Source organism: Rhodospirillales bacterium (genome assembly GCA_016712595.1).
Taxonomy (GTDB): domain Bacteria; phylum Pseudomonadota; class Alphaproteobacteria; order Rhodospirillales; family Defluviicoccaceae; genus Defluviicoccus.
Map to the genome: position 1 here is coordinate 1260063 of JADJQT010000001.1, position 12277 is coordinate 1272339.

15 protein-coding genes are annotated in these 12277 nt (G+C 66.5%); 14 read left to right on the forward strand and 1 reads right to left on the reverse strand.

Features of this window, described 5'->3' with window-relative positions:
• The first annotated feature begins 9 nt into the window (after positions 1 to 9).
• The 14 genes from IPK66_05750 to IPK66_05815 all read left to right on the forward strand — a co-directional run bounded on the left by IPK66_05750 (position 10) and on the right by IPK66_05815 (position 11293).
• Positions 10 to 231 carry a helix-turn-helix domain-containing protein gene (locus IPK66_05750; protein ID MBK8174776.1) on the forward strand — a complete coding sequence of 74 codons (222 nt, stop codon included), beginning with the start codon at positions 10 to 12 and terminating at the stop codon, positions 229 to 231.
• 150 nt (positions 232 to 381) lie between these two features.
• Positions 382 to 864 carry a hypothetical protein gene (locus tag IPK66_05755; GenBank protein ID MBK8174777.1) on the forward strand — a complete coding sequence of 161 codons (483 nt, stop codon included), beginning with the start codon at positions 382 to 384 and terminating at the stop codon, positions 862 to 864.
• Entirely contained in the window at positions 864 to 1802 is a 939-nt protein-coding gene (locus IPK66_05760) for an ATP-binding protein (protein ID MBK8174778.1), read from the forward strand. The genes IPK66_05755 and IPK66_05760 overlap by 1 nt, the downstream gene beginning before the upstream one ends.
• A 20-nt stretch (positions 1803 to 1822) precedes the next feature.
• Positions 1823 to 2404 carry a hypothetical protein gene (locus tag IPK66_05765; GenBank protein ID MBK8174779.1) on the forward strand — a complete coding sequence of 194 codons (582 nt, stop codon included), beginning with the start codon at positions 1823 to 1825 and terminating at the stop codon, positions 2402 to 2404.
• Positions 2405 to 2419: 15 nt separating this feature from the next.
• On the forward strand, positions 2420 to 5131 hold the full coding sequence (locus IPK66_05770; protein MBK8174780.1) for a DEAD/DEAH box helicase family protein: 2712 nt from the start codon (positions 2420 to 2422) through the stop codon (positions 5129 to 5131).
• Positions 5131 to 5331: a hypothetical protein gene (locus IPK66_05775; GenBank protein ID MBK8174781.1), complete on the forward strand. Its 201-nt coding sequence runs from the start codon at positions 5131 to 5133 to the stop codon at positions 5329 to 5331. The genes IPK66_05770 and IPK66_05775 overlap by 1 nt, the downstream gene beginning before the upstream one ends.
• Positions 5324 to 5530, forward strand: coding sequence for a hypothetical protein (locus tag IPK66_05780; protein MBK8174782.1), 207 nt, complete (start codon positions 5324 to 5326; stop codon positions 5528 to 5530). Before IPK66_05775 ends, IPK66_05780 begins: the two co-directional genes overlap by 8 nt.
• Entirely contained in the window at positions 5530 to 6297 is a 768-nt protein-coding gene (locus IPK66_05785; GenBank protein MBK8174783.1) for a hypothetical protein, read from the forward strand. Before IPK66_05780 ends, IPK66_05785 begins: the two co-directional genes overlap by 1 nt.
• Positions 6249 to 8600: an AAA family ATPase gene (locus IPK66_05790; GenBank protein ID MBK8174784.1), complete on the forward strand. Its 2352-nt coding sequence runs from the start codon at positions 6249 to 6251 to the stop codon at positions 8598 to 8600. The genes IPK66_05785 and IPK66_05790 overlap by 49 nt, the downstream gene beginning before the upstream one ends.
• Positions 8601 to 9025: 425 nt before the next feature.
• Positions 9026 to 9532 carry a hypothetical protein gene (locus tag IPK66_05795; protein ID MBK8174785.1) on the forward strand — a complete coding sequence of 169 codons (507 nt, stop codon included), beginning with the start codon at positions 9026 to 9028 and terminating at the stop codon, positions 9530 to 9532.
• A complete protein-coding gene (locus IPK66_05800; protein MBK8174786.1) occupies positions 9529 to 9789 on the forward strand; it encodes a hypothetical protein in 261 nt (86 codons plus the stop codon). The genes IPK66_05795 and IPK66_05800 overlap by 4 nt, the downstream gene beginning before the upstream one ends.
• The gene (locus IPK66_05805) at positions 9782 to 9985 is read left to right on the forward strand and encodes a hypothetical protein (GenBank protein ID MBK8174787.1); all 204 of its coding nucleotides are present in this window, start codon (positions 9782 to 9784) and stop codon (positions 9983 to 9985) included. Before IPK66_05800 ends, IPK66_05805 begins: the two co-directional genes overlap by 8 nt.
• Positions 9985 to 10515, forward strand: coding sequence for a hypothetical protein (locus IPK66_05810; protein ID MBK8174788.1), 531 nt, complete (start codon positions 9985 to 9987; stop codon positions 10513 to 10515). The genes IPK66_05805 and IPK66_05810 overlap by 1 nt, the downstream gene beginning before the upstream one ends.
• A 109-nt stretch (positions 10516 to 10624) precedes the next feature.
• Positions 10625 to 11293 (forward strand): hypothetical protein, encoded by a 669-nt coding sequence (locus IPK66_05815; protein ID MBK8174789.1) that lies wholly within the window; start codon positions 10625 to 10627, stop codon positions 11291 to 11293.
• Between the two features lie 507 nt (positions 11294 to 11800).
• Here IPK66_05815 and IPK66_05820 read toward each other — a convergent pair.
• Positions 11801 to 12250: an HIT family protein gene (locus tag IPK66_05820; protein ID MBK8174790.1), complete on the reverse strand. Its 450-nt coding sequence runs from the start codon at positions 12248 to 12250 to the stop codon at positions 11801 to 11803.
• Positions 12251 to 12277 lie beyond the last annotated feature (27 nt).

Below are 12277 nucleotides of genomic sequence, written 5' to 3' on the forward strand. Positions count from 1 at the left end.
AGACCGCCCGTGACCATTAAGCACTTCGATCAGAAGCAGTTGGCCGAGCGCTGGGGCATCTCCCCCAAGACGCTGGAGCGCTGGCGGTGGCTCGGACAGGGGCCGAAGTTCCTGAAACTCGGCGGCCGAATTGCCTACCGCCTGGCCGATATCGAGGCGTTCGAGCAGGAGCAGCTGCGCAGCTGCACCTCTACCGATCCGACGAGCCTAACGGCGGCGCGCAGCGCCTGAGCCCGGTTTCGGCGCCGGGTTTTCGAGGGAATGCAACACCCTCCGGGGAAATACCTCGACGGCACTGCTCCGAGGCCGCGTCGGAGCCCGGCTGCCACTCCCACCGACGGAAGCGAGGAGCGCGACGTGACGGAAGGAGCACGCCAAGCGATGAATAAGGTCACCCTCAACCAGCTGCGCGACTGGCCGCCCGGCAAGGTGGCGGCGCAGCCGATCGAAATTCTCGCCGCTCTCGCCGACAGCCTCACCGAGATGAAGGCCTTCGTCGCCGCCGCGGAAGCGCGGCTGAACGCCGGGCTCGACGTCCGGTTCGGCGACCGGGCGCGGCAGCTGCGCGCGGCGGACGACAAGGACAGCGGACGGGTGCGGCTCGGCGACGGCGTATTCGTTGTCGTCGCCGACCTTCCGAAGCGCGTCAACTGGGACCAGGACAAGCTGGCAGCCGTCATCGCCCGCATCCGCCAGTCCGGCGACGATCCTGCGGAATACGTGCGGACGACCTACGAGGTCAGCGAGCGCTCGTACACCGCGTGGCCTTCGGCAATCCGACGGCTGTTCGAGCCGGCCCGCACTGTCCGGTTGGCCAAGCCGCGGTACGTGATCGAGGCGCCCCGGGAAACGGAGGCCGCGTGATGGCTGGCCCTCACCCCGAAACCGTCCGCACCGTCGTCAAGTTCGACCGCGAGCGTGGGTTTACCGCCGGCTTCCGGATCATCACGGCGGACGAGCGTCTCGCCGAGCGGCGCGGCGTCAAGGCGGTGCTGCTGGGGATCAGCGGCATCGGTAAGACCACGCTGCTGTGGACCCTGCCGTCGGGCGAAACGCTGTTCCTCGACCTGGAGGCCGGCGATCTCGCCGTCGAGGGCTGGCCCGGCGACACGGTCCGGCCACGCACCTGGCAGGAGTGCCGCGACTTCGCCGTGTTCATCGGTGGACCCAACCCGGCGCTGCGGGACGACCAGGCGTACGGCCAGGCCCACTATGACGCCGTCTGCGAGCGCTTCGGCGATCCCGCCATGCTCGACCGCTACGAGACGATCTTCGTCGACTCGATCACCGTTGCCGGACGTCTCTGCTTCCAGTGGTGCAAGGGGCAGCCGGAAGCGATCTCCGAGAAAACCGGCCGGCCGGACATCCGAGGCACCTACGGGCTGCACGGCCGCGAGATGATCGGCTGGCTCACCCAGCTGCAACACACGCGAAACAAGAACGTCTGGTTCGTCGGGATCCTCGACGAGAAGTTCGACGACTTCAACCGCCGCACCTTCGCGCCACAGATCGATGGCGCCAAGACGGGCAGCGAGCTGCCCGGCATCGTCGACGAGGTCATCACCATGGCCGAGATCCCGGCCGACGACGGCTCGTCCTACCGCGCCTTCGTCTGCCACACGCTCAATCCCTGGAAGTATCCGGCGAAGGACCGCTCGGGCCGGCTCGCCATGATCGAAGAGCCGCACCTGGGCCGGCTGATGGCGAAGATCCGCGGCCCGGTGAAGCCGGCGCACGAGAGGTTGGAGTTTGGCCGCCCCGCCTCCCGTGACGCCGACACCCCTCAACCATCGCAAGCATGACGGAAAGGAGCTTTCCAACCATGAGCGCTTCCTGGAACGACTTCAACGACGCCCAGAACACGTCCATCATGCCGAAGGGCACGATCATCAAGGCGTGCCTCACCATCCGGCCGGGCGGCTACGACGATCCGGCGCAGGGCTGGACCGGCGGCTATGCCACGCGCGGCGACAGCGGCGCCGTCTACCTCAACGCCGAATTCACCGTTCTCGAAGGCCCGTACGCCCGGCGCAAGATCTTCACGCTGATCGGCCTCTACAGCCCGAAAGGCCCGGAGTGGGCGAACATGGGTCGCGCCCTGATCCGCGGCATCCTCAACTCGGCGCGTGGCATCTCGGACAAGGACACCTCGCCGCAGGCGCAGGCGGCACGCCGCATCAGCGGCTTCCAGGACCTTGACGGCATCGAGTTCCTCGCCCGCGTCGACGTCGGCGAGGACGTCAACGGCGATCCGAAGAACGAGATCCGCAAGGCGATCACCCCGGACCACCGGGACTACGCCAAGTACATGGGCGGAGCGGTCGCATCGGCACCGGCGGTACCGGTTCCGGCCGCAGCGCCGGCGCAGCCGAAGTCCGGCATCCGCCCGACCTGGGCACAGTGACCGGACAGCGCAGCCATGCTGCTCAGACCGCGACAGCGTCTGTTCGTCGAGCGCAGCGTTCGCGCGCTCGGCGAACACTCGAACACCCTCGGCGTGGCCCCGACCGGTTGCCACGCCCCCGGAACGCCGATCCTGATGTTCGATGGATCGATCCGCGCGGTCGAGACCATCGATGTCGGTGACCGCTTGGTGGGGCCGGACAGCTGTCCACGCACGGTGCTGGAGCTGCACCGTGGGCGGGATGCGATGGTCGAGGTACGGCCGATCAAGGGCGAACCGTTCGTCGTCAACGAGAGCCATATCCTGGCGCTCGTAAAGACCTCCGAGGGGAGCTGCGGCACCCACGCCTCGGCGATGCCCGGCGGCACGCTGGTTGACATCAGCGTGGCCGAACTGCGCCGACGCAGCGCCAACTTCCGCCACTTGCACAAACTCTACCGGGTGGGTGTCGACTTCCCGGCCGCGCCCGAGCCGCCGATTGATCCATATTTCCTTGGCCTTCTGCTCGGTGACGGCTGTCTGGTTGGCGGCGGAGTCTCGATTACCACGCCCGACGCCGAGATTGTCGAGGGTGTTCACCATGAGGCGGCCCGGCTCGGCCTGAACATCCGGCTCGAACAGTGCCCGGACAATGAGGCCAACACCTACCATTTCGTCACGCCGCGCGGGCAGCCAAACCCGCTGCTCGATCAGCTGCGCGCGCTTCGGCTGCTCGGGCTCCGCTCGGCGGAGAAGTCGGTGCCGCGCCTCTACAAGACGGGCTCGCGTCCGACGCGGGCGGCTATCCTGGCCGGGTTGCTCGACACCGATGGCCATATGCATCGAGGATGCTTCGAACTCTGCTTGGCTTCTTGCAAGCTGGCTGATGACATCGCGTTTCTCGCCCGCAGCCTCGGCTTGCGAGCGCTTCGCGGGGCCAAACCGGTCAACGGGATCACCTACTATCGGGTGCATATTGCCGGGGACATGACCGGCCTGCCGCTGCGCGTCGTCCGCAAAACACCGGCGCCGCGCGGGCAGAAGAAAGACGTGCTGCGAACCGGTTTCACCCTGCATGACGTCGGGCAGGGCGAGTATTTCGGCTTCACCGTTGACGGGGACCACCGCTACCTGCTCGGCGACTTCACCGTCACCCACAACAGCGGCAAGACGATCATGTTGTCGGCCGTCGCCGGCGATCTGGTCGGCGGCGGTGCCGCGAAAGCCTGCGTCCTCGCCCACCGCGACGAGCTGACCGAACAGAACCGCACCAAGTTTCGTCGCGTCCATCCGGCGATCAGCACTTCGGTGGTCGACGCGAAGGAGAAGTCCTGGGCCGGCCAGGTCACATTCGCGATGGTGCCGACGCTGGCACGGCCGGCCAATCTCGAGGCGATGCCGGTCCTCGATCTGCTGGTGATCGACGAGGCGCACCATGCCGCGGCCGATACCTACCGGCGGATCATCGACCGGGCTCGGGAGCGCAATCCCGATCTCAGGCTCTACGGCGTCACTGCCACGCCCAACCGCGGCGACCGCAAAGGCCTGCGCGCGGTGTTCTCCAACGTCGCCGATCAGATCCGCATCGGCGAACTGGTGGCCGCCGGCCACCTGGTGCCGCCGCGCACCTTCGTCATCGACGTCGGCGTCCAGGACCAGCTGAGCAGGGTGCGGCGCACCGCCGACGACTTCGACATGGCCGAGGTCGACGCGATCATGAACCGCTCGCCGGTGACCGACGCGGTGATCCGGCATTGGCGCGAGAAAGCTGGCGACCGGCAGACGGTGGTGTTCTGCTCGACGGTGGACCACGCCACCAATGTCACGGCCGCCTTCTGTGATGCCGGCATCGACGCGGCGCTCGTGACCGGCGAGATGCCGGAGAAGGAGCGGCGCTCGGTGCTGGCGCGCTATGCTGCGGGCGGCTGTCAGGTCGTGGTCAACGTCGCGGTGCTGACCGAGGGCTGGGACCACCCGCCGACCAGCTGCGTCGTCCTGCTCAGGCCCAGTTCGTTCAAGTGCACGATGATCCAGATGGTCGGTCGCGGCCTGCGCACCGTCGATCCGCAGGAGCATCCGGGCATCGTCAAGACCGACTGTGTCGTTCTCGACTTCGGCACGTCGTCGCTGCTGCACGGCTCGCTGGAGCAGGACGTTGACCTGATCGGCCGCGAGCCGGACGGCGAGGCGCCGACCAAGACCTGTCCGGACTGTGGCGCCATCGTGCCGCTCGGTGTTCCGGAGTGTCCGCTGTGCGGATACCTGTTCTCGGCGGCCGGCGCCGGGGGAGGCGGTCAGCTGGGCGACTTCGCCATGAGCGAGATCGACCTCCTGAAACGCTCCAGCTTCCAGTGGTGCGATCTGTTCGGCGACGACGCGGCGCTGGTCGCCAACGGCTTCAATGCCTGGGGCGGTGTCTTCTTCCTGGACGGCCGCTGGTACGCTGTCGGCGGCGGACGGGGAAACAACCCGCGCCTGCTCGGCATCGGCGAGCGCACCATCTGCCTCGCTGCCGCCGATGACTGGCTGAACGAGAACGAAACCGACGAGAGCGCCCACAAGACGCGGTCCTGGCTGAAGCAGCCGCCGACCGAGAAGCAGCTCGCCTATCTGCCGGCGGAATATCGGCAGGATTTTGGGCTTACCCGCTACCAGGCGTCGGCGCTGCTGACCTTTCGCTTCAATCGCACCGGCATCCGCGCGCTGGTGTTTGCCGCCGAGCAGGCTGGACTGGGGAGGGCGGCGTGATGGCCGGCCGCCCCTTTCGCCCGACCGCGGTTCTGGCATCCGCGGGGCGTGCTCTGCGCGGTGTGCTCGAGGCCGGCCGCTGGCTTTGGCTGGTACGACCCCGCACCGCGGAAGCTATCGGCGCCATCGCAGTGGTTCTGCTCGATGCTCTGTCAGGGCTACTGGTGGCGGCGGCACAGGGATTCGGCTGGCATGTTTGACCTGCAGCCGGAGGAGAAGGCGGCGCTGCACGCTGCAATGAAGCCGGTCGCCGAGATTATGGAGGAGATCGGCTGGGAGCGGCGCCTTTGCGACCTAGACGAAACACAGGTGCTGACGTTGATCGCGGTGGCAGTCGGCGGCTTCCAGGACGCCATGCACGCCACAGCCAGGCAGGACGGCCCGGAGGTGCCGTTCTGATGCTCGACTTCAACTCGCGGCCCAAGTTCGCCGATCTGGTCAACGCCGAGATCGATGCCGGCCTGGAGGCCGGTGACCGGGCGACGGCACCGCGGACCTATCTCGGCGGCTCCCGGCTCGGCGTGCCTTGCGAGCGGGCGCTGCAGTTCGAGTACGCACACGCGCCGAAGGACGAGGGCGGCGGTTTCGGCGGCCGCACGCTGCGCATCTTCGCCATCGGCCACGCGCTGGAGGACGTGGCCGCCGCCTGGCTGCGCAGCGCCGGTTTCGATCTCTACACCCGCAAGGGCAACCGTCCGGACGGCGGTCAGTTCGGCTTCTCCGTCGCCGGCGGCCGCATCTGCGGCCACGTCGACGGCATCCTCGCCGATGGCCCCTCGCTGCCGGGGCTGGGCTACCCGGCACTGTGGGAATGCAAGACGATGAACGCGCGGTCTTGGAGGGAGACGGCGCAGAAGGGCGTTGTGGTATCGAAGCCGGTCTACGCCGCGCAGCTGGCCGTCTACCAGGCGTACATGGAAGGCAGCGTCGCCGGCATTTCCGCCAACCCGGCGCTGTTCACCGCCATCAACAAGGACACCGCCGAGCTGCACCACGAACTGGTGCCGTTCGACGGCGGGCTGGCGCAGCGGATGAGCGACCGGGCGGTGCGCATCCTGCGGGCGACCGAGGCGGGCGAACTGCTGCCGCGCCTCGCCGCCAATCCTGACCATCACGAATGCCGGATGTGCGCCTGGTCGCAGCGCTGCTGGAGCCTGTCGGCATGAGCGACGATGGCGATAACATCCTCCACTTCAACCCGTGGCGCGACTTCAACGACGTGCCGACGGTGACCGAGGACGATCCGTTCGATCTGGAGCCGGATGCGGCGCAGATCGGCGTGTTCCTCGACGTCGTGTTCGGCTACTGCGAGGGCTGGATCCCGTTCCGCGGCTTTATCGACAAGGGCCAGGGCTTCGCCGGCCGCCCGCACAACATCTGGGTGGAGGCCGACGGCACGGTTGCCGGGAAGGCGGTCAACTTCGCCGGCTGGGCGGCACGCGAGGGAGCGGCGTTCTACGTTGTTCCCGGCACGGTGGGCGAGCACGGACGCGCCAAGTCGGCCGACATCCGGCAGATGCAGACGGTGGTGGTGGATCTCGACGCCGGCGACATCGCCGCCAAGCTTGATCACCTGCTTAGGCATCTCGGCGAGCCGACGCTGATCGTCGAGTCCGGCGGGCGGACGCCGGAGGGGCTCGACAAGCTGCACGTCTGGTGGCGGCTGACCGAGCCGGCCGAGGGTGAGGACATCGGCGTCCTGTGCCGGCTGCGCGGCGACATCGCCGTCAAGGTGGGCGGCGACACCCACTTTCGCTCGGCGCACCAGCCGATCCGGGTGGCCGGTTCGATCTACCACAAGGGCGGCTGCAAGCGGCTGGTCGCCATCCGCCGGCACAGCCCCTCCCTCGAGGTCGACCTGAGCGACTTCGCCGAGGCGGTCGATGCGATGCCGCCGCTGCCGGGCATCGGCTCCGATCCCGCGCCGTCAGGGGCCGCGAAGCCCGGCATCGACGACGTGCTGATCACCCCGGTGCGGGGAAGCGGGCAGGACGACTGGACGCGCTTCCAGGGCGCCAGCGCCGCCATCGGTCACTACGTGCGCATCGCCCACGACGGCCGGATCAGCCGCGACGAGGCGTGGGAGGCGATCTGCCAGTACAACGCCGCCATGCTGCGCCCCAGCTGGCCGCTGGAGCGGCTGGCAGCGGAGTCGCAGCGGCTGTGGCGGCTGCACGAGCAACGCAACGGCCCGGCCCTGCAGCTCGCGGGGTCCGTCGCTCCGCCCTCGCTGCCGACGTTCACGCTTGGCGAGCTGCTCGACGACACCGGCCCGATGCCGGACGACCTCATCGCTCCCCGGCTGCTCACCCCCGGCGGTATGCTCGTGCTCGGCGGCGCGCCGAAGGTCGGCAAGAGCGACTTCGTGATCAGCCTGTTGGCACACATGGCGGCCGGTGTGCCGTTCCTCGGCTTCACCCCACCGCGGCCGCTCGCGATCTTCTACCTGCAGGCGGAGGTGCAGTACCACTATCTGCGCGAGCGCATCCAGGCGATCCGCCTCGATGCGGCGGTCATCGCTGCGGCAAGGGAGCGCCTCGTTGCCACGCCGAAGGTGCGGATGCTGCTCGATGCCGGCGGCGTCGCCGCGACCACCGCCGCCATTCGCGAGCGCTTTCCCGACGCGCCGCCCGACATCATCGTCATCGATCCGATCCGCAACCTGTTCGACGGCGGCGCCGAGGGCAAGGGCGAGAACGACAACGCGGCCATGCTGTTCTTCCTGCAGGAGCGGGTGGAGGCGTTGCGCGATGCCGTCTCGGCCGAAGCCGGACTGATCCTCTGCCATCACACCCGCAAGATCACCAAGAAGCAGCTGGCCGAAGATCCGTTCCAGGCGCTGTCCGGCGCCGGCAGCCTGCGCGGCTTCTATACCGCCGGCATCCTGATGCACCGGCCTGACGAGGAGCGGCCGGAGCGGATGCTGCAGTTCGAGCTGCGCAACGGCCCGCCGATCGAGCCGAAGCTGGTGGACAAGGTGGGTGGCCGGTGGATCGAGCTGGACCGCCGCGGCGAGCGGCTGGTGCGCAGGGCGCAGGGCGAGAGGTTCGACGCCGAACGGGTCCGCAAACACGACGTCATCCTGCAGATCCTGTTCGAAGAGGCACGCCAGGGCCGCGTCTATACCGCCAGCCAGTTCGCCGAAGCGTTCGAGAACAAGGCCGGCCTCGGGGGCAACACCGTCATTCGCGAGCGGCTCTCGGTGCTCGCCACCAAGGGCTTCATCAAATTCTTCCGCGACGCAAAGGAATACGGGTTGCCGCCGCCCGGGCGGTCCCGCTTCGGCTACCTGTGCGTCGAGGGAATGGAACTGGGCACGGCCGGCCAAAGCGTCGATCCCGATACCGGCGAGGTGACCGAGAGCACACCGCTGCCCCTGCTGCCGACCCACTACAAATGCCCGCAAACCGGCGTCGCCCTCGCCGTCGAGAACCCTGCCGTATGGGTTTATCAGTATGACGAGGAATAAGCGCATCGCGCGTGATCCAGTTGCCGCAAATTTCCGGCAACTGCGGCAACTGCGCCCAGCGCGGCAACTGGAATGCTGCAATATCAATGGGTTACGCCAGTTGCCAGTTGCCGCTCCGGCAACTGCGACAACTGGCATTTTCAGCAATGTAATCAATGCTCTAACGATCGTAGTTCAGTTGCCATATCAAGCCCTCCTTAGGAGGAGAGAGAGCACCTCCCTTGGAGTGCTCTCTCTCAAGGATGGAGGGAGTGCGTGACTTGTTCGGACCACCCGGGCACCAGCCCCGGGGAGGAGCGGATGGCGGCGGCGTTCCTGGCAGTTCCCCGCCGCCATCCTCACCACGATGACCCTGAGATGAGGAGACGATCATGGCTACACAGACTCTGGTCCAACGAGACGCGGATGCAAGCGTTGCGGCAGCGGTGCCAGTTGAGGTGCTGGCCGGCGGCAATCCGAGCACGCCGGTGATCCTTGCGCTCGATCTGGGGCAGCGCACAGGCTGGGCGGTCCGCAACCGCGACGGTGCGATCGCCAGCGGCGTCCACGAGTTTCGCCCCGGCCGGTTCGAGGGTGGCGGCATGATCTGGCTGCGCTTTCGCGCCTGGCTGCAGGAGGTCCACGAGACCTCGGGCGGCGTCGGCGTGATGGTGTTCGAAGAGGTGCGCAGGCATCTCGGCACCACCGCGGCGCACGCGTTCGGCGGCTACCTCGCGCATCTCACCGCCTGGGCGGAGGCGAACCGCATCCCGTACCAAGGCGTTCCCGTCGGCACGATCAAGCGACACATTGCCGGCAAGGGCAATGCCGACAAGGCGGCAGTGATCGAGGCCGTCCGCAAGCTCGGCTTCCAACCCGTGGACGACAACGAGGCGGACGCGCTGGCGCTGCTGCACTGGGCGATCGACCATGGCGTTGGAGTCGTCCGATGAACGGCGCCATGCTGTTGCAGCACGCTGCCGGTGTCGTCGAACACCGCGAAGGCATCTACGGACCACCGGCGACGCTGTTCACGCACATCGCCGCGCGCTGGTCGCTGGTGCTTGGGATGACGGTGACACCGGCACAGGTGGCGCTGTGCCTGATCGATCTGAAGCTGGCCCGGCTCACGCGCGACCCGTCGCATCTCGACAGCATCGTCGATGTGGCCGGCTACGCCGCGATCCTGAGTGAGGTCGCCCATGCGTAGCACGGTGCGCGGCTCCCTGGAGCGGCACCTGCCGCGCTCGCTGCCGACCGAAGAGGAGCTGTTCGCCATGCGCCGGGCGGCGTGGCGCAAGCAGGGGATCGTGGTGATCCGGCCGGCCGACGTCGGCGACGACTGGACGCGGCAGGCGCTCATCAACGAGGCGACGCGGCTCTACGGCCGGCGGGAGGTGGCGTGATGGCGAAGCGCAAGCGGAAGACGTCGGCTGCGCGCGTGGTGGCCGGGCTGCCGGTCGTCCGGCGGCAGGACGATGTGCTGGAGCCGGTGTACGAGGCCGATCCCGAGGGTCGGCCCGTCGTCCACCATCGCACCGTCGATACACTCGGCATCATGCTGCGCGCCGGCACGATCACTCAGGAGATGCACGATGCGGCGCGCGACTTCCAGGCGCAGTTCACCATCGCCGGTTTCGACGCCATCCGCTGCATGCCGCTGGTGCGGCTGTCAGGCGGCGGTGGCGGGGCTGATCTCTCCGACGCGCAAGTCGACGCACGTCGTCGCGTCGGCGGAGCGCTGGATGCGCTGGGCGGCGTCGGCAGCCCGGCCGGTTCGTGCGTCTGGCACGTCGTCGGCTTGCAGCGCTCGGTGCGGGAGTGGGCGATGCGCCAGGGGTGGGGCGGCAGGTCGGTCAACGAGAAGCATGCGCAGGGCATTCTCATCGCAGCGCTGGGTGTTCTGGCGGCGTATTATGGCTATGGAAAACGGTGACAGTAGACACGCTTCGACTTCGTGGCACTTGGCCCCGGCGGTGGACCTGCGACGATACCAATCGACAGGTAAAGACGAGAGTTGGCATTCAGATCGCTGGACAAAAAATATGGATAACGATCTGCTAAAGCTTCTTCTGCCAAGTCTTGTAGGGTTGCTTGGTGCGCTTCTGGGGTCGGTAGCAAGCTATGTAGCGATCAAAGGAAAAATGCGAATCGAGCTGATGTCGCATTTTCGCAGGGAGCTGCGGGGCGAACGCGTGGCAGCATACCGGGAAATCTGGAAAGCTCTTGAGCCTCTTGCCCTCTACGCGCCACCTGAGGATCTCACCCTCGCTAAGTTGAAGGAGATGGAGCGGAACCTCTCGAAGCATTACTTCGAGCACGGAATTTTTTTGTCCACGCAAAGCCGAGACCACTACTTTTTATTGCAAGATGCGATGCAGGTTATCATCGGGGCGCGTTCGAAGTCGTCCGATTGGTTGCCACTTCGGACAAGGGATGACCGATTCACTCTGGCAGAGGCTCAAGCGCGGGAGCGTGCCCTGGGTCTAGAGCCGGTTGCAGAGGTCGGATCGAGCTTACTTGGTCATCTCCGGCGGACGAAAAAGAATGAAGAAGTGCTTCGGCAGATGGTTTCCAAGTGGAATTCGACCGATGAAGGGCACGCAGATTTCCACTTGCTGCGTGCCCTTGGTAGCAGACTGCGAACGGGTCTTGCCCATGACCTTGAGGCGCGCAGCGGCATTTGGGCTGGGTTCGGCGGCGAGCCGCGCTAGACTCGCATTCGATAGGGCCCGGCCAGCGTTGCGAGGAACGGCGACATAACGCCGTTTCGATGCTTTTGAGCAGAGGTTTAGATGCTGCTGACCCAAAACTTCAGACTCGGTCGTCTCGGTTCAGCAGTCGATAACTCGGTGCTGGCGGTCAGGCGGTGGCTGCGTCAGGGCATTCTCGTCGCAGCGCTGGGTGTTCTAGCGAACCACTTCGGGTGTCTGCGTGCTTCTGCGCACAACATATTGAGCTGTTGACACGAGAACTCGCAACATGTATGATGTTCGCATACTTTGAATTGTCACTGAAGCAGCCCGCCGGTCAAGCCGGCGCTTCGAGACGAGAGCGCGATGCTGAGTAGCTAATTGGTTCCTCCTTGGAACACAACCTATGCTGGTGGGCATGGCCCGAAAGTTCGATAGCGTCAGCCCCGAAATCGGGGAAGCCACCTGCCGAAGTAGTAGTCCATCGCTTCAGTAGCCTCGTAATTCAGTGAGTTAGCCTGGACTCTGTTATGGACCCCAATGAACATGGGAGTCCACTTCCAGCGCCAGTCGGAGTCGCTCGGCAGCATCGGCGAGGGCCGTCTTGTCGCAGGGCCGCAGCGGCCAGTTCAGGGGCAGATCATCGTCCTTGGCGCGCGGCAGCAGATGCCAATGAAAGTGGGCGACCGATTGCGCCGCGCCGGGGCCGTTGGCCTGGACGATGTTCAGCCCATAAGGCTCGAACACCGTGTGCACCGCTCGGGCAACTCTCTGGACGACTGGCATCGTCGCCCGCAGGTATGGCTCCTCGATGGTGAAGATGCTCTCGGCGTGGACCTTGGGGATCACCAGGACGTGCCCGGGGTTGGCCGGATTGATGTCCATGAAGGCAAGCGTCCGTTCGTTGTCGAACACCTGAAAGCTCGAAATTTCGCCGCGGATGATCCGGCAGAAGATGCAGTCGGCAATCAGCGTCATGTCCGTCGCTCCTACCGCTGGACTGCA

What these genes read in the sequence shown, in the direction of transcription:
- IPK66_05800 (MBK8174786.1), top strand. Translation starts at nt 9,529, where the DNA reads ATGAACGGCGCCATGCTGTTGCAGCACGCTGCCGGTGTCGTCGAACAC.
- IPK66_05780 (MBK8174782.1), top strand. Translation starts at nt 5,324, where the DNA reads ATGTTTGACCTGCAGCCGGAGGAGAAGGCGGCGCTGCACGCTGCAATG.
- IPK66_05755 (MBK8174777.1), top strand. Translation starts at nt 382, where the DNA reads ATGAATAAGGTCACCCTCAACCAGCTGCGCGACTGGCCGCCCGGCAAG.
- IPK66_05820 (MBK8174790.1), bottom strand. Translation starts at nt 12,250, where the DNA reads ATGACGCTGATTGCCGACTGCATCTTCTGCCGGATCATCCGCGGCGAA.
- IPK66_05810 (MBK8174788.1), top strand. Translation starts at nt 9,985, where the DNA reads ATGGCGAAGCGCAAGCGGAAGACGTCGGCTGCGCGCGTGGTGGCCGGG.
- IPK66_05805 (MBK8174787.1), top strand. Translation starts at nt 9,782, where the DNA reads ATGCGTAGCACGGTGCGCGGCTCCCTGGAGCGGCACCTGCCGCGCTCG.
- IPK66_05775 (MBK8174781.1), top strand. Translation starts at nt 5,131, where the DNA reads ATGGCCGGCCGCCCCTTTCGCCCGACCGCGGTTCTGGCATCCGCGGGG.
- IPK66_05815 (MBK8174789.1), top strand. Translation starts at nt 10,625, where the DNA reads ATGGATAACGATCTGCTAAAGCTTCTTCTGCCAAGTCTTGTAGGGTTG.
- IPK66_05760 (MBK8174778.1), top strand. Translation starts at nt 864, where the DNA reads ATGGCTGGCCCTCACCCCGAAACCGTCCGCACCGTCGTCAAGTTCGAC.
- IPK66_05785 (MBK8174783.1), top strand. Translation starts at nt 5,530, where the DNA reads ATGCTCGACTTCAACTCGCGGCCCAAGTTCGCCGATCTGGTCAACGCC.
- IPK66_05770 (MBK8174780.1), top strand. Translation starts at nt 2,420, where the DNA reads ATGCTGCTCAGACCGCGACAGCGTCTGTTCGTCGAGCGCAGCGTTCGC.
- IPK66_05790 (MBK8174784.1), top strand. Translation starts at nt 6,249, where the DNA reads ATGCCGGATGTGCGCCTGGTCGCAGCGCTGCTGGAGCCTGTCGGCATG.
- IPK66_05765 (MBK8174779.1), top strand. Translation starts at nt 1,823, where the DNA reads ATGAGCGCTTCCTGGAACGACTTCAACGACGCCCAGAACACGTCCATC.